The 15,906-nt window shown below is 50.0% G+C and carries 13 protein-coding genes; 6 read left to right on the top strand and 7 right to left on the bottom strand.

The window, feature by feature from the left end:
- Window positions 1-70 precede the first annotated feature (70 nt).
- Entirely contained in the window at window positions 71-1,090 is a 1,020-nt protein-coding gene (locus HQ393_RS12775; RefSeq protein ID WP_179355543.1) for an extracellular solute-binding protein, read from the bottom strand.
- Between the two features lie 425 nt (window positions 1,091-1,515).
- Here HQ393_RS12775 and HQ393_RS12770 point away from each other — a divergent pair, with 425 nt between their 5' ends.
- The gene (locus HQ393_RS12770) at window positions 1,516-2,229 is read left to right on the top strand and encodes a pseudouridine synthase (RefSeq protein WP_179355542.1); all 714 of its coding nucleotides are present in this window, start codon (window positions 1,516-1,518) and stop codon (window positions 2,227-2,229) included.
- A gap of 133 nt (window positions 2,230-2,362) precedes the next feature.
- On the opposite strand, the gene HQ393_RS12765 is transcribed toward HQ393_RS12770, so the two are convergent.
- Window positions 2,363-3,634 (bottom strand): O-acetylhomoserine aminocarboxypropyltransferase/cysteine synthase family protein, encoded by a 1,272-nt coding sequence (locus tag HQ393_RS12765; RefSeq protein ID WP_179355541.1) that lies wholly within the window; start codon window positions 3,632-3,634, stop codon window positions 2,363-2,365.
- A gap of 147 nt (window positions 3,635-3,781) precedes the next feature.
- Window positions 3,782-4,942, bottom strand: coding sequence for a GGDEF domain-containing protein (locus HQ393_RS12760; protein WP_179355540.1), 1,161 nt, complete (start codon window positions 4,940-4,942; stop codon window positions 3,782-3,784).
- Window positions 4,943-5,146: 204 nt separating this feature from the next.
- On the opposite strand from HQ393_RS12760, the gene HQ393_RS12755 reads away from it, so the two are divergent.
- From HQ393_RS12755 to HQ393_RS12735, 5 genes are all read left to right on the top strand, one after another.
- Entirely contained in the window at window positions 5,147-6,085 is a 939-nt protein-coding gene (locus HQ393_RS12755) for a carbohydrate kinase family protein (RefSeq protein ID WP_179355539.1), read from the top strand.
- Between the two features lie 165 nt (window positions 6,086-6,250).
- Window positions 6,251-8,956, top strand: a complete 2,706-nt coding sequence (locus HQ393_RS12750; protein WP_179355538.1) for a DUF8508 domain-containing protein — start codon at window positions 6,251-6,253, stop codon at window positions 8,954-8,956.
- 28 nt (window positions 8,957-8,984) lie between these two features.
- Window positions 8,985-9,575 (top strand): NF038129 family PEP-CTERM protein, encoded by a 591-nt coding sequence (locus HQ393_RS12745; protein ID WP_179355537.1) that lies wholly within the window; start codon window positions 8,985-8,987, stop codon window positions 9,573-9,575.
- A 194-nt stretch (window positions 9,576-9,769) separates the two neighbouring features.
- Window positions 9,770-10,042: a hypothetical protein gene (locus tag HQ393_RS12740; RefSeq protein WP_179355536.1), complete on the top strand. Its 273-nt coding sequence runs from the start codon at window positions 9,770-9,772 to the stop codon at window positions 10,040-10,042.
- Between the two features lie 186 nt (window positions 10,043-10,228).
- The gene (locus HQ393_RS12735; protein WP_179355535.1) at window positions 10,229-10,654 is read left to right on the top strand and encodes a ProQ/FINO family protein; all 426 of its coding nucleotides are present in this window, start codon (window positions 10,229-10,231) and stop codon (window positions 10,652-10,654) included.
- A 152-nt stretch (window positions 10,655-10,806) separates the two neighbouring features.
- On the opposite strand, the gene HQ393_RS12730 is transcribed toward HQ393_RS12735, so the two are convergent.
- The 4 genes from HQ393_RS12730 to HQ393_RS12715 all read right to left on the bottom strand — a co-directional run bounded on the left by HQ393_RS12730 (window position 10,807) and on the right by HQ393_RS12715 (window position 15,872).
- On the bottom strand, window positions 10,807-12,291 hold the full coding sequence (locus tag HQ393_RS12730) for an autotransporter outer membrane beta-barrel domain-containing protein (RefSeq protein ID WP_179355534.1): 1,485 nt from the start codon (window positions 12,289-12,291) through the stop codon (window positions 10,807-10,809).
- 100 nt (window positions 12,292-12,391) lie between these two features.
- On the bottom strand, window positions 12,392-14,293 hold the full coding sequence (locus HQ393_RS12725; protein ID WP_179355533.1) for an amidohydrolase: 1,902 nt from the start codon (window positions 14,291-14,293) through the stop codon (window positions 12,392-12,394).
- A gap of 83 nt (window positions 14,294-14,376) precedes the next feature.
- Window positions 14,377-14,838: a hypothetical protein gene (locus HQ393_RS12720; protein ID WP_179355532.1), complete on the bottom strand. Its 462-nt coding sequence runs from the start codon at window positions 14,836-14,838 to the stop codon at window positions 14,377-14,379.
- Window positions 14,839-14,954: 116 nt separating this feature from the next.
- The gene (locus HQ393_RS12715) at window positions 14,955-15,872 is read right to left on the bottom strand and encodes an amidohydrolase (RefSeq protein WP_179355531.1); all 918 of its coding nucleotides are present in this window, start codon (window positions 15,870-15,872) and stop codon (window positions 14,955-14,957) included.
- Window positions 15,873-15,906 lie beyond the last annotated feature (34 nt).

Here is a 15,906-nt window from a genome sequence, read left to right as displayed (position 1 = left end):
CTGATTGTACTGCGCACTGCTGCGTGGTTCTATGCGCAAAATCAGCAAGGCGAGCCGCTCTGGTAGCGGCTTAATAACCGTCTTTTTTATGCCCCGCCACGATGCGAGTCCACAAGCTGGCGCGCTCTTCTGCATTTTCAACAGGTTCTAGCCAGATGAGTTTGTCAGTGGGGTTGCTGGTTTTCGAGGCTTGAGTCGTATTGGATAAGCCTTGCTGCTCGACCAATTGACGACTCATTTCCTTGCTCAAGGTGAAGTTGATCCATGCATGGGCCAATTTTAGGTTTTGTGCGCCAGGCAAAATGGCCCAGCAATCGAGCCAAGCGAGTGCGCCTTCTTTGGGGATGATATAGCCAATATCTGCCCCCGATTTTTTGAGTAAATTCACCTGCTGGCTGCCGTAATTAGCGTAAATCAATGCAATGGGCTGGCTTTGGTAGATTTCTATGACTTCTTCTGGCGTTTTGTAGAATTTATACACATTTCGTCGCAGTTCGACTAATTTGCTGACTGCATTGACCGTTTCTTGCTGGCTTAATGCAAAAGGGTTTTTATAGCCCAATTGCAGCGCGGCAACACTAAAATTATGTGCACTGCCGTCATAGGCAAGCACCTGATTTTTATACGCCGGGTTCCATAATTCGGCGATGGATTTGGGGGGCGTTTTGACCAATTGCCGATTGTAGATCAGGCCCATTTCCGAATAGGCATACGGCATGGCATACAGATTATGATCTCGGGTTAAGGCCGGAATCTGCTGAAAGCGGGCGAGCTGATTTTTGGCATTGGGGATTTGTTTGATGTCGATAGGCACCGCCAAGCCATGATCGATAAAACGCTGCAGCACCGCCGTATTCACGGCGACAACATCAAAATTGCGCCCCTGATTACGGCTGCCGCGAAGCCAGAGCTCATCATCGGCACCGACATAACTCACTTCGACTTTGACATCGTAGCGTTGCTCAAATTGGCGTACTTGTTCGGGCTCGTTATAGCCTGGCCAAGATAAGACGCGCAGCACTTCCTTGGCCAGCAATGGCGGTGAGCTGAGCCCAAATATCAACAGTAGTGGAGCGACAAAACGGCGCAAAGCGATGTCCTCAATGGCGGCAACAGGTAATTATTTAGCAATTAATCCGCTGTATTAGCGAGTCATTGCGATTGTAGCGTTTGAGTATGAAATTGAAATACTTTACCTTTGCCTTAGCACGAGGATTTAGTAGGGGTCTAGTAAGTTTTGTGGGGTTTCATTGAAAAAAGTTAGCTATCTCAATGACATGTAGTGTGGCTACCGTTTGTCGCCTGAATGATCGTGGCTATCATGTGATCGATTTGCGCGCTTGAATTTTCTTCTCTTGGTGGTGAAGGCTCACTTTTGGGCAAATACATACAATAAGGCAGCATGTCGCGGCAGAATTGCCATTGCGCTTAGAGTGGGCCGAAAAAAATTGATGCGCCATCTGAGCGCGGCACGCTTTACAATACGCACCTTGGATAGACTGTATAGGCCGCACAATGAAAAAAACTTCTCTGGATCGTATCTTGCAAAGTCAGGGCTTTGGCTCGCGCAAAGGTTGTCGTGACCTGATCGAGGAAGGCGAAGTCAAAGTCGGCGGCGAAGTCATCACCAAATGGAAAACCGAATTCGATCCTGAAGGTTTGCAATTCACGGTATTTGACGAGGAGTGGGAATACCGCGAGAAAGTCTATCTGGTGCTCAATAAGCCCAGTGGCTATGAATGCTCGCGCAAGCCGACGCATCACCCCGCAGTCCTGACGCTATTCCCAGAAAATATGGAATGGCGCGATGTGCAACCCGTGGGGCGACTCGATCACGACACCACCGGTATGTTGCTGCTGTCGGATGACGGCGCCTTTATCTACGCGCAAAGCTCGCCCAAGCGCCACCAGCCCAAAACCTATCTGGCCACCACCGCTGAGCCCGTTACCGATAAATTGGTCGCCGATTTGCTCGCAGGGGTAAAACTGATCGACGAAGACGAGCCCATTGCCGCCGTTTCAGCGCAAAAACGTGGCGATAATCAGATTGAGATCGTGCTTGAGCAAGGCAAATACCATCAAGTGAAACGCATGCTCGCCGCCGCAGGCAATCACTGCGCCGCACTGTCTCGCGTCGCGATTGGAGATTTGCAACTGAGCGACTTAGATCTGGAAGAGGGTGAATGGCGCTTTTTGACCGAAGCTGAGCTGCAAATTTTGAATAAATGAACACTAGATTCAAGCGTGTAAACTATTTAAATCTCTTATTTAACTGCCGGTATATCTCTAAAGCAATTTCGTAGTAATACCTTCACAGCAATACCCTAGAGTAGTATTGCTGTGAAAGTTTAATGTGCAGTATTTAAACCTGAGCCAAGGCTTGATCGAGATCGGCCAAAATGTCGTCGATATGCTCAATACCGATCGACAAGCGAACCATATCTTCCGATACCCCTGCTTTTTCAAGTTCAGCTGGTGACAGTTGACGATGCGTGGTGCTGGCTGGGTGGCAAGCAAGCGACTTGGCGTCGCCAATGTTCACCAAGCGCGTAATCAATTGCAGCGCATCTTGGAAGCGCGCACCGGCATCACGGCCGCCTTTGACGCCAAAGGTCAATAGACCTGACGCTTTCCCTCCGAAGTAGCGATCGACCAATGCTTTGCTCGGGTGGCCTGCTTGACCGGCGTAATTGACCCAAGCCACTTTGGCGTGGCCTTTGAGGAAATCAGCGACTTTGAGCGCGTTTTCCACGTGTCTATCCATCCGTAGTGCTAGCGTTTCCAAGCCTTGCAAGATCAAGAATGAATTAAACGGCGAAATGCACGCGCCCATATTGCGCAGAGGCACGGTGCGGGCGCGACCGATAAAAGCGGCTTCACCGAGCGCTTCGGTGTAGACCACGCCGTGGTAGCTGACTTCGGGTTCATTCAGGCGGCGGAAGCGCGCTTTGTGCTCCGCCCAAGGGAATTTACCGCTATCAACAATAATTCCGCCGATGCTGGTGCCATGGCCGCCCATGTATTTGGTCAGGCTGTGCACGACAATATCCGCGCCGTGCTCGAACGGGCGAGTGAGATACGGTGTAGGTACGGTGTTATCAACAATCAGCGGCACGCCACCTGCATGCGCCACAGCGGCGAATGCGGCAAAGTCAACGACGTTGCCTAATGGGTTGCCGATCGATTCGCAATAAATGGCTTTGGTTTTGTCATCAATGAGGGCGGCGGCGGCTTGCGGATCATTTGCGTCAACGAATTTGACCGAAATGCCGTACTGCGGCAGCGTGTGGGCAAATAGATTGTACGTGCCGCCATACAGTGCGCTGGTGGCGATGATATTGTCGCCCGCTTCGGCGATGGTCAAAATCGCATAGGTGATCGCAGCCTGACCGGAAGCTAGCGCCAAAGCACCAATCCCGCCCTCTAAAGCCGCAACGCGCTGTTCGAGCACATCGGTGGTCGGGTTCATAATGCGCGTATAAATATTGCCTTTGACCTTCAAATCAAACAAATCAGCGCCATGCTGGGTATCGTCGAAGGCGTAGCTGGTAGTTTGATAAATGGGAACGGCAACGGCTTTGGTGGTGGGATCAGGGTTGTAGCCGCCGTGAATGGCGAGGGTGTCAAATTTCATCGTGCGTATCCTAGGCTTGTGGGGAGCCTAGGTACTGTAGCACTGTCTAATTTCAAGGATAAATCACTACTTGGCCTAAAGTCGGCACTGATTGATCTAAGACAATTGCATGCAATTTTGCGCCAAGTCATGGCCTTGGCCAGTGACTTATGGGGTGATCGTTGACGCGCCTTCGGGTGGGGTTTCGCTGCGCAGATTGCCTTTGCGCTGCTGCAGTTTTTCTTCTGCACTTTGCAATAGTTCTTCAAATTGATTGCCATGCCGACCGTATTTCACCAGCGATAAAGTCACCGATAGATGAAAGCTGTGATCGCTATGTTCAATTGTGAGGGATTGCAAGGCCATTTCGATTTCGACCGCCAGCGAGCGCAAAGATTGTGAGTTTTTATCGCTCAGGATAAGGCAGTATTCCTCACCGGCAATCCGCCCAATTAAGGCCGACTCACCTGCAATTTCACGCAATTTACGTGCGCATTTTTTGAGAGCGACATCCCCTGCGCCATAACCATAGCGCTGGTTAATGACGCGAAATTGATTAATGTCGATCAGCATCAGACCCAAAGACGTTTGGTGTTTACGTGCGCGATGTAATTCGCGGCGAGCGTGCTCTTCCAAGCCTCGGCGATTAAGTAGCCCGGTGAGCGCATCGTAGCGCACCAATTTGCTCAAGCGGGCATACAGGCGGTGTGAAATCAGTAATTGATAGCTATAGGGCAATAATAGGGCTGAGATGCAAGCGAGCATCGCCCAAATCATGGCGGCTTTATTGAGGGTAATTAAGCCGGTGACCAGACCGAGCGCGGTCATCATCAGGGTTAAGGCCAACCCAAGAGTGACGCCGACTAAGGTCCAACGTGGTAGGCTCCAAGATTCATCATTACTTGGTGAGAACGCTTCGCGCCCAATCTGAAATGCCAAAGGGGCGAGCATCAGGGCTTGCATCAGTGCGCTTTGAGTTTCCGAAATCCATTGCAACAGACTTGCCACAATAGCGATCAGTAAAAGGGGAACTAAGGCGCCCCACCAGCCTAATAATGCTGGTCGCGCAAAGGCGCGGCGAGTACCGGCCAGCAAGCCGAGTTGACCGAGCAAAAGCAATACAATCGCCAGCCAAGTACCAATTCCTGCGCTTTGAAATTGACTTAACGCCCAAATAAACCAACCAGCCTGATGCAGAGCTCCGCCCACGGCTAAGGTCGAGATGCCTCTTTCGCTCTCGTGGCCGCGCGCCAAATTAAAGTACATGCCTGCACCGAGTACGGCGCAGATCATTGCAGCAAGGCAGATTGAAAATTGGTCTTCCAACATAAAAAATAGGCGTAAGTGATTTCCCTAGGTGCGCACTATGGGGCTGAAATTCGTCAGCGTAAAGTCAGACCCGATGAAAGGGCATGCGTGGGTGATCTGTGTCTCAAGATTGCCGAAAAAGAGAATTGATCCATTAATGAAATTCATGCCGCTATTGCCGATTGGGAAACGTATAATTCTGGGATTACCTAAGGAGATATAAGCATGTCTGCACTCATTTGCGGTTCGATGGCCTATGACACCATTATGGTGTTTCCAGACCATTTCAAAAAACACATCCTGCCAGAGCAAATTCATATTCTGTCGGTGTCTTTTTTGGTGCCAGAGATGCGCCGTGAATTGGGTGGCTGCGCCGGCAATATCGCCTACACCTTAAAAATGTTGGGCTCGGAGCCATTGATCATGGCGACAGTCGGTCAGGATTTCGGTATTTACGAAAAATGGCTGGATCAATTGCAAATCAGCCGCAAATACATCACCGAGCAAGAAGGTTTTACCGGCCAATGCTTTATCACCACCGATCTGGACGATAACCAGATCACCGCTTTCCACCCCGGTGCAATGGGTGTTTCGCACTTGAACCAAGTGTCCGATGTGACAGAAACCATCAAAATCGGCATTGTGTCACCTGATGGCAAGCAAGGGATGCAAGACCATGCGCGCCAATTGGCGGCCGCTAGTGTGCCATTCATTTTCGACCCGGGTCAGGGTATGCCCATGTTTAGCGGCGAAGAGCTGTTGGAGCTGGTTGAGCTGGCGACGTATTTAACGCTGAATGATTACGAAGCCGAAATGATGTCCAAAGCAACCGGCCTCAGCCTTGAACAATTGGCCAGCAAAGTAAAGGCCTTGGTCGTAACGCTGGGCGCGGAAGGGGCAACGATTTATGCCGATGGTACTTGCTATGAAATTCCTGCAGTACCTGCCGCTGCGGTGCTAGATCCAACGGGTTGCGGCGATGCTTTCCGTGCGGGTCTGTTGCATGGCCTGATGCAAGGTTGGGATTGGCCAACGACGGGTCGTCTGGCTTCATTGCTCGGTAGTATCAAGATTGCCCATCGCGGCGGGCAGAATCACAAATTCAATATGAGCGATTTGGCCGCGCAGTATCAGACCGCTTTTGGCCAGACCTTGCCGCAATAATTGAATCTCGATTTCCCGCATAAAAACCCGCCTCGGCGGGTTTTTTATTAGTCATTAATTCACAATGCAAATGTCATTGACCTGACCCACCGTTTTAATACTGACCTTGTAAGGTGCTCGGCTCAGCGTTGACTGAGTTCGATAACAACACACAGGGATGACAAAGTGAAATCTATACCCAAATTGAGCGGCATCGCGCTTGCTTGTTTAGTGGCATGGCACCCCATGTCCGAGGCTGCTGGCAAAGTGGTGATTAGCCAAGTGTATGGCGGTGGCGGCAATAATGGCGCGACGTATAAAAATGACTTCATCGAGTTATTCAATGCTGGTGATGTCGCAGTGAGCTTGAATAACTGGAGCGTGCAATACGCATCTGCCACAGGCAGCAGTTGGCAAAAAACGAGCCTAAGCGGGGTTATCCAGCCGAAACAATATTTCCTCGTCCAGCAAGCGGCGGGTACTGGCGGCACGGTGAGTTTGCCAACGCCTGATGCGCTGGGCACGCTGGCGCTCAGTGGTACTGCGGGTAAAGTTGCGCTGGTGAATAATAGTGCGGCACTCAATTGCGGTACTGCCTGCGCCACGGCCGCAGGGGTTGAAGATTTTGTAGGCTTTGGCGCTACCGCTAATCAATATGAAGGCGCAGGTGCAACGGCTGCACCATCCAATAGTACGGCGGTGATTCGCAATAACGCGGGCTGTACGGATAGCAATAATAATGCGGCTGATTTTAATGCCGCCGCGCCAACGCCACGCAATAGCGCAACGCCGCTTGCCGATTGCTCGGGCGTCACTCCTGTGCCGCCGGATGGCAATAACGGCGGTAATGCCGGTGGTGCAGTGGTTCGTATTCACGATATTCAAGGCAGCAAGCATCGCTCAAATATGGACGGCCAAACTGTGAGCCATGTGCCAGGCATTGTGACCTTGGTGACGACTACGGGCTTTTTCATGCAGGACGCACAGCCAGATAATAATCCGCTGACTTCTGAAGGTATTTTTGTTTATCTCGGCGGCAAGCCTGCGGTTGTCGCTGGCGATGCGGTAGAAGTCAGTGGTGTGGTCAAAGAATATCGCCCCGGCGGCGCTGGCGGAGCAGGTAATTTGACCACTACCGAGTTGAGCGTGAGTAACATCAGCCAGATTAGCAAAATCAGCAGCGGCAATACCTTACCTGCCGCCGTCGTATTGGATGCTAATGTGCCGACGCAAATCATTTGGCAAGGCGCGGTGAGTGATGTTGAGCAAGCGGCTAGCCTTAATTTGAGCAATGGCCTCGACTACTTTGAAAGCTTGGAAGGCATGCGGGTACAAGTGAATGGCGCACAGGTCGTTGGCCCGACTCGCTATACCAGCAATGAAACACCGATTGTGGCCAACTATCGCGCTGGCGCAAACCTGCAAAGCCCGCGTGGTGGCGTGGTAATCAGTGCCAACAATGCCAATCCACAACGCCTGATATTGGCCAATGGCGCGGTGAATGTGCCCGTCGCCAACGTGGGTGATTCATTCCAGACCGCCGTCGGTGTGATTGATTACAACTACGCCAATTTCCAATTGCTGGCGACTTCATTAACGCCGCTGGCACAGGCCGGATTGCAGCCTGAAACGACGCGTGCCGCGCGTAGTGACGAATTATCACTCGGCTCATTCAATGTCGAAAACCTTGACCCGAGTGATGGCGCGGCGAAGTTCGACCGTCTTGCCAAGCAAATTGTCGGCAATTTGCAAGCGCCCGATATTGTTGGCTTGATGGAGATTCAAGACAGCAATGGTGCGACCAATGATGCGGTGGTCAATCCTGCGGTGACGATGAGCCAGCTGATCAATGCCATTCGTGCGGTGGGCGGCCCAGCCTACGATTATCGCCAGATTGACCCCGTAGCGAATCAAGATGGCGGCGAACCTGGCGGCAATATTCGTCAGGTGTTTTTATTCAACCCCGCGCGCGTGCAATTTGTTGATCGTGCTGGTGGCGCGGCTTTGACTGCAACGGCAGTGCAGCCTTGTGCTGAAATTGCGTGTTTGAGCGCTAGCCCAGGTCGCATCGACCCGACCAATTCGGCCTTTGCGAGTAGCCGTAAACCATTGGCTGCGGAGTTTATGTTTAATGGCCATAAGCTGTTTGTGATCGCCAATCATTTCAACTCCAAAGGGGGCGATCAGCCAATAATGGGGCATATTCAACCGCCGCTGTTGAGTTCAGAAATTCAGCGTAATCAACAAGCGACGATTGTGGCCGATTTTGTTGCTCAGATTCGCAGCTTAAACCCGAATGCCAAAGTCGCTGTGCTGGGTGATTTGAATGACTACCAGTTCTCGAACCCGCTGAACAAACTGAAAGCAGCAGGCTTGGTCGATCTGGTCGAAACGCTGCCGGAAAACGAGCGTTATACCTATGTCTACGAAGGGAATAGCCAAGTGCTCGATCATATTCTGGCCACCGAAACACTGAGCCGTGTTGCGGATTACGACGTGGTGCATGTGAACTCGGAATTTGCCGATCAGGCCAGCGATCACGAGCCAGAAGTAGCGCGCTTTAATTTGCCTGCATTGTATAGCGACGTCAGCAGCAACTTTGCGCAGCAAAAAACTGGCCTGACCTACAACCTGCAAAGCAAAACCTATAACGGCTCGCTGACGCTGAGCGCTACTGCTGCGTTGACTGGCAAGGTGATGGTTGTCTTTAAGGGTTTGCCCAGTGGGGTCGTGCTCGCCAATGCACAAGGCTACATCAATGGCATGCCCTATCTAACGCTCAGCAATCCGGCCGCAGCCAGTAAATCGGTACTCAATCTGCAATTTAATAATCCCGCCAAACTGCCAATTAGCTACAGCGCTACTTTGCTGCAAGCTCAGTTGGATTACTAATTTCGCGTTGGATTAAATCAGGATCAATATGATGAAAAAATGGACTCAATCATGCTTAGCCATCGCTATCTTACTGGCGAGTGCGGTGACACACGCTGCGGCGTATCGCGTTGAGGTCGATACGCAGAGCGTGTCGCAGCAAAATGGATTTATCTATTTTAGTCTCGGTAGTTTGCTCGGCTCACCCGCCATTGACGCGCAGATTAGCCAGCTCACGGGGTGGCAAAGCTTGGGCGCAATCGAGCTGCAGGATGGGCAAGTCAGCGGAGGCTTACCTAGCAAGCTGACTTTGAGCAGCAATAGCCCCAGCAGCTTTGTGGCGCAAGGACTGACTTTTGGTCAAAAGTTGAGCTTTGTGCTCAATTTTGGCGGCGATTGGCAAGGCACGCCAAGTGCGGATGGCAGCAGTTTTGTGGCACAGTTACTGGATCAAAACTATACATCCCTACTGGGTAATGCATCGGGAAGTATTTTCCAGATTGATGCTGTAGCACATACCCCCATGCAGCCTGAGTTGGGGCTTAGCACGCAAGTTGCGCCAGTACCCGAGCCCGAAACTTATGCACTGATGGGTTTGGGCTTGCTTGCATTAATTGCTCGCCGCAAACGCCACTATTGAGCTGAGCGTTCATAGAAAGCAAAAGCCTCAGATCCAGGTGATCTGAGGCTTTTTTGCGCGGGAGCGTGCAATGTAGTGAAAAACCGTGTGAATACATTCACACCATTCACTTTGCTTGTACAACTTGTAATGTTGGCGTCGTGAAGTCCTGATATATTGCATCGCAATATTGCAATTAAAGTCAGGTGGCAATCATGAATTACTCAGCTTTCGTGGTTTCATTATTACTCGTGACGGGCGCTGCACAAGCCGAGGTGATTAAGGTGCAGGACAATTTATTTGCGCACCACAATTTCCAAAAACTGAGCGCCACGGATGGTAATCATTTGGCCATGCTCAACCCGCCAGTGAGTCATAAAGCGAACTCTAGTCAGCCTAAATTCAACTTGGCCGACCCAGAGGTATTCGGGCTCATCGGTGTCGGCATGGTGGGTTTGGTGGCGCGTCGCCGTAAACGCCTATTCTAAAGAAAAACCGATTTCGATCTGTAAATAGGGTAGGCTTGCGACTTTAGCCGCAAGATCGCGGCAAAAAATGCAAAAAACTGCAGCAAAGGCGCATTCATTTGTACACCGTCAATCACATTCAGTTGGTTCGTGGTGTGAATCTGATAAAATGCGCGCTAGCAAAACCCTCTTTGACGAGCTTGATCGATGAACACCCCAGAAAATAAACCGACTTCTACACCGACGACCTTTGGCATGTTGAAGGAATTGCAAAAGCAATTTGCGGTATTTCGCGACTGTCAGCCCCTCGCTATCGGGATTGATAAGCAAGTCATTGCAGCTTTGCCGGAAATCAACCGCCGCGTACTGCGTAGCGCCTTGGCGATGCACACGCGTTCAGTGCGTTACTTGAAAGTGATGCAGCACGCCACCGAGCGCGTGAATCTGGATGGCAGCAAAGGCGATGCGGTGACCGAAGAGCAACGCACTTACGCGGCCACTAGCTTGCACGAACACTTCAAAAAAGCCGCCGACGAGCGCAAAGCGCAGCAGGCAGCGGAAGCAGCAGCTGAGGCAGAGCGCCAGCGTGCAGAAAAGCTCAACCAGCTCGCGCAAAAATTCTCACGCAACTAATTAATTAATTAGACGTTGCGCACAACCCCAAGTTTCGCCACTGCGAGCTTGGGGTTTTTATTTTTACGGGCGGCGTGAACTCTTATGGTTATTAATCTAGCTTAACAATTATTGTCGTTTGCGATTTGAACTCGCATTCCCCTTGTCCTGCATTAAAATGGGTGTGATACAAATAATGAGAAGTCCCATATTTTTATGTCGCTGATGCCGATGCTCTGATAGCTAACGCTCGTATCAATTTGCCAAGACTGACCTGCTACAGTACGTACCCCTGCGCGAGCCATCCCTTTCCAGCGAGGGTCTTGGTTATTATCCTGATTAAGGTAGTTATACAACACGCCCCCTTCCAAGTATGGAACAAAGAGTTGCCCATCTTTAGTCATGATTTTCCTATTCCACTCTGCACTAGCTTGGATTTGGCCTGAGTCATGGCTATGGCCATCAATATGGATCGCGAGTGTTTTTCCAAGAAGACGGCCTTGAAGTTGATAATTCTCGCCACGCTCATAGATATAACTAATCCCGAGCTTGGGTCGAACGACGCTGTGTGGATCAAGGGCATACTCACCCTCTAAATTCAAGTTCAAACTGTATTGCATCGGGCTGCTTTTGCCTGATAGCGACAGCAGTCGATAATCGCGCTGAACTTGGCCGAGCATAGCGCTACCAAATACTGACCAGTGCGGCGAGAGCCCATATGCCATGTAGGGGCCAACCATCAAGCTATCGCTGTCACTTTGAATTCGCCCTGAAAAACTGTCGGAGTCTTGATTACTCAATGACAGCATAAAGCCTAAAGCCAAGTCAGGCTCAATTGCGCGATCGGCCCCGATACTCATCGTTACCCCACTCCCTTCAATTGGGCTAAGTCCACGACGATTATTTGAACGAATATATTGCACATCGGCCCATGAATTCCAGAGACTAGTCGCCAATAAATCACGGCCAGGTGTTAATGCAACTTGGTTTAGCGTATCAATAAGTGCTTTGCAATCCCGAATTGATTCATCACTAATTTGGCCTGTGGCATCAAATTGAATCGATGGACAATACTGTACAACTTGAGCTGTTGTCAGTTGGTAGAGTAGGCCATTCAGACTGACCACATGGGGAGGCAAAGGATTTGGGGGCTCCACGATGGGACGATCTGGTAACTCAGGTCGGGTAACCACGGGTAACTCCGGTATTTCCGGGCGAATCACGATCGGCAGATCAGGATTCTCTGGCTTTACACCGACCGGCCGCTCAGGCAGGGTTGGTGGGCGCCATGTAGGAGGTAGTATGGGAGCTTTCTGATTTCGAGAGTGTAGAAAGCAATTAAATGAACCATCCGTATTGAGCCGATCTAGCTTGTGTGTTCCATTTAAGTCGTCGAGAACTACATTCGATTCACTGATATGAACCGATGGGCCTGAGCTTTGCCAGCGATCTATGTCAGCGACGCCGGGAGCCTCAAGACGGAAAGAGTCAGCACGATTACTCATCGTGATGAAGTACGCTTTGCTGCCATCGGCATTACGGCCCAGATAATCAAGTTTAGTTGACTCAAAACGATCTGGGCAGTCGGCGGCAAAAGTCAGTGCACTGATAGTGCTGCTCAATATGATAATAGCGTAACCATATTTAAACTTAATCATAACAATGAGATGCCTTTCATGTTTGGCAATATATGCCGCAAGTTAATATAAAAACTTTGATGGCTTTGCTCGGGCCTTATGCCGCCAGATTTATATAAAATTAATGCAGATGTTTGTGACTTAATAGCGAATACAAACTACTGCCTAAAGCCTGATTCAATTCACTGGCTTCCGCCACAGGTTTGATTCCGATCCTACCTTTGGCTGTAGACGGCACTTGTGCTGGTTGGCTAACAGGCTGCATCCGACCTTCGAGCATCGTTCCCCACACCTTAATTTCTTTGAGCTGAGTTGGCGACACTTCGAAGGGGCTTTGCTCCAGTATCGTTAAATTGGCGTCTTTGCCCACTTCAATCGAGCCGACTTTCTTTTCCTGCTGAATCGAATATGCTGCGTCAATCGTGATCGCCTTCAGTGCCGCTTCTACCGATATTTTTTGTGCAGGAGCCGCAACATTGCCTTCATAGGTCAGGCGATTTACCCCAGCCCACATCAATTGCAGGGGTTTGGCTGGAGCCATTGGCATGTCAGAATGGAAGGATAGTGAACCACCATTCTTTAAGACTTCCGCATTCGGCACCATGAATTGCGCTCGCGCTGCACCAATGCCCATTTTTGAATAAGGGCCAGCCAAGGCGGTGACGTAATAAGGATTCGAGCTAACAATACCACCCAGCTCAATCCAACGCTTGATCTGCTCGGGACGGGCAAAGCCAAAATGCACCAACACTGTTCGATGATCTAGGCGTGGATTTCGAGCAACTGCTTTTTCGAGCGAATCGAGCAAGACATCCAATCCTGCGTCACCATTGTTGTGAACATGAATCTGGTAGCCTGCATCCCAATAAGCTTGGAAGGCATAATCCAATACTGGCGGATCCATAATCCAAGCACCAAGGTGGCCATCGATATAACCATCTTTCATCATCATCAATTGGCTATAAATTGCACCGTCGGTGAGCAATTTAACTTGTTTTGGCATATAGGCGGTACGACCTTTTCCCCAGTCTAGAACTTGCTCGGTATCTTTGATTAAGGCTGCCGCATCGTTCGGATTACGCGCAGAGAAGGTTTTGCCATCGGCCATGAACAAATGATTAAATGGCGTTGCCTCATCGCCATACACCGAGTTGATCAAGTCTTGCAGGGGTTTTGAGAAAAAGCCGCCCGGTTCTGCTGCCAGAGTAATCCCGTTACGGTGATAGTACTTTTCTGTAAATTCCAGCCCTTGCTTGAATTTTTCCGGCGTTGCTAGAAATGGCGTTAGATTACCCAATACTGCCATCGCGCCCTGCTCAAAAAAATGTCCTTTGGCATAATCCAATTGTTTTTGTGCACTCTCAGGCATCCTTGCTACTTGTGCCTCGGTGATGCCCGTGAGTTTCAGTGCTGCAGTGTTCAGGAAAAACTCATGACAAGATCGGTGCCAAATAATAACGGGAAAGTCGGGAGCGAGCTTATCCAGATAAGCCCGTGACATTTTGTCACCATGCATATAGTGGTGATAACCCCAGCTAATGAATGGGGTTTCCGGACCATTCTTTTTAGCCTTAAACTCAGCCAGCGCGCTTTTCAAGCGCGCCTCATACTCCACAGGATTGCGTACGGCAGGCGAAAAGCCATCGATTGCATCCCAATCTTCAATCGAAATAACTTTGGAATTCATTGTTAGAGCAGCCAGTACAGGATGTACATGCTGCTCGATAAAACCAGCAACAACCACTTTATTCACTAAAGAGCGATCAATTTTAGCGTCACTGCCAGCTAGTTTTCGCACGTCGGCCTCACTGCCGACAGCAATAAATTTGCCATCTTTTACGGCAATCGCTTGCGCCTTGCTCTGCTGTGGATTCATCGTGATAAATTCACGAGCAAGGTAAATTGTTGTGACGTTACCTGAACTAGCAATTTGTCCTCCTAAATCTTGCAAAGAGGTGCTTTGTGCCCAGCTGGTCCCCAATAGGATGGAGCACAAAAGAGTCAGAGCTGGTTTACTAATCATTCTTTGTTACTCCTTATTTTATGGGTATTGGCCCGAAACCTTTTCTTTTAAAGCCATTCCAACCTATACATTCTGGGTATTGCTCAGTATGGAATCTTTGGGTTTTTAATTTTCAGTCTTGCTAAGCCAGCTTTTTGTGCTTGCTCCAGACTCATTGCGCCGTGGATCACTGCGGATAAAGTCGCCTCATTGATCAGTAGCATGCGTTCGCCTTGCTCTGGGGGGCGTGTGTGGGTCATGAGTTGTAAACGCTGGGTTTGACTAAGTAAATCTTGCCCATTATTAACTGGAGCATCGCTAATCGTAGACCATAAATCGCCATCAATCACATACACCGCGACTGTTCCTGTAAACCCTTGTTGTTCAAATTGGCTACGTAATTGAGACAGCCAATATTTACTCCGCTCCAGCGCGGCTTGGCCTGACAGTGGCTCAATGGCAGGCAAGCTGCCATCAGCTAGCGCGATGCGCGTCCCCATTTCGACCAAGGGAACGGCGGGGTCACGATCACCACTTACCCCAAGGCCGTCGTATATGCAGGCCATAACAGGGCTGGCTGATAAACAGCTAACGATCGCAAATCGACAAAGAATGGCTGAAATTTGCATGGATAATATGCGCCAAAAACCCGGCACAAGGCCGGGCTGAGGGAGTATGAGTTTTATTTACTTTGCTTGTGGCTGCGACGATAAATCGACTTGCCTTCCTTAATGGTTTCAACGACTTTAATGTCTTTGATCGCCATCGGCTCAACTTTCAATGGGTTTTTATCTAAAATCACCAAATCAGCCAGCTTGCCAGCTTCCAGCGTTCCTTTGCGATCTTCTTCGCGATATTGATACGCCACATTGATCGTCATCGCTTTAAGGCCTTCCATTGGCGTAATCCGCTGATCTGCACCAAAAACTTCGCCACCACGCGAAACACGATTGACGGCAGACCATAGCATGAACATCTGATCGAGCGGGGCTACAACAAAGTCAGTGTGGTTAGTTACGGTGATGCCGCGATCAATCGCATCCCGCATCGGACTAATATATTGCGCCTGCTCCAAGCCTCGATTGGCTTTGTGGGCCTCGGCAAAATAAAAGGTGTGCAAGGTGTACATCGACGGAATGATGTTGTACTTGGCATATTTATCCAGTTGATCTTTGCGTGCAAACTGGGAGTGTATGACCGTTGTGCGGCGATCTTTATCTAGGCTATCTGCTGCCGCTTTTTCATGCGCAGTGAGAAAAAGATCAATTGCGGCATCTCCATTCGCATGCAGGATAAGCGGAAGCTTCAGATCGTAAACACGCTGAACGACTTTATTTACGAGTTCTGCTGGAATAGTGGGTTCACCGCGCCAGTCTTCTTCACCACCAGGGCCGCCCGTTAAGTAAGGCGTGGTGAAAAACGCGGTACGACCTTGTGGTGAACCATCAATGGTCACTTTAATGCCGCCCAATTTCAGGCGATTATGGTATTTGCCAAAAGTTTCTGGTGGATTTTCCTTCAGGATTTTATCCATATCGGTCATAAACGGGAAGGCAACCACATCAATCATATTGGCCCCCGCTTTCGAGGCTTTTTGCATCACGGCTGTTGAGGCGCACTGAATATTGACCAGC

The organism is Chitinibacter bivalviorum, from assembly GCF_013403565.1.
Taxonomy (GTDB): Bacteria; Pseudomonadota; Gammaproteobacteria; order Burkholderiales; family Chitinibacteraceae; genus Chitinibacter; species Chitinibacter bivalviorum.
This window is presented reverse-complemented; position numbering and strand designations above follow the sequence as displayed.

Excerpts from the sequence above, each read along its gene's own strand:
- HQ393_RS12770 (WP_179355542.1), top strand. The coding sequence starts at position 1,516 with ATGAAAAAAACTTCTCTGGATCGTATCTTGCAAAGTCAGGGCTTTGGC.
- HQ393_RS12740 (WP_179355536.1), top strand. The coding sequence starts at position 9,770 with ATGAATTACTCAGCTTTCGTGGTTTCATTATTACTCGTGACGGGCGCT.
- HQ393_RS12735 (WP_179355535.1), top strand. The coding sequence starts at position 10,229 with ATGAACACCCCAGAAAATAAACCGACTTCTACACCGACGACCTTTGGC.
- HQ393_RS12765 (WP_179355541.1), bottom strand. The coding sequence starts at position 3,634 with ATGAAATTTGACACCCTCGCCATTCACGGCGGCTACAACCCTGATCCC.
- HQ393_RS12730 (WP_179355534.1), bottom strand. The coding sequence starts at position 12,291 with ATGATTAAGTTTAAATATGGTTACGCTATTATCATATTGAGCAGCACT.
- HQ393_RS12720 (WP_179355532.1), bottom strand. The coding sequence starts at position 14,838 with ATGGCCTGCATATACGACGGCCTTGGGGTAAGTGGTGATCGTGACCCC.
- HQ393_RS12745 (WP_179355537.1), top strand. The coding sequence starts at position 8,985 with ATGATGAAAAAATGGACTCAATCATGCTTAGCCATCGCTATCTTACTG.
- HQ393_RS12760 (WP_179355540.1), bottom strand. The coding sequence starts at position 4,942 with ATGTTGGAAGACCAATTTTCAATCTGCCTTGCTGCAATGATCTGCGCC.
- HQ393_RS12755 (WP_179355539.1), top strand. The coding sequence starts at position 5,147 with ATGTCTGCACTCATTTGCGGTTCGATGGCCTATGACACCATTATGGTG.
- HQ393_RS12725 (WP_179355533.1), bottom strand. The coding sequence starts at position 14,293 with ATGATTAGTAAACCAGCTCTGACTCTTTTGTGCTCCATCCTATTGGGG.
- HQ393_RS12715 (WP_179355531.1), bottom strand. The coding sequence starts at position 15,872 with ATGCAAAAAGCCTCGAAAGCGGGGGCCAATATGATTGATGTGGTTGCC.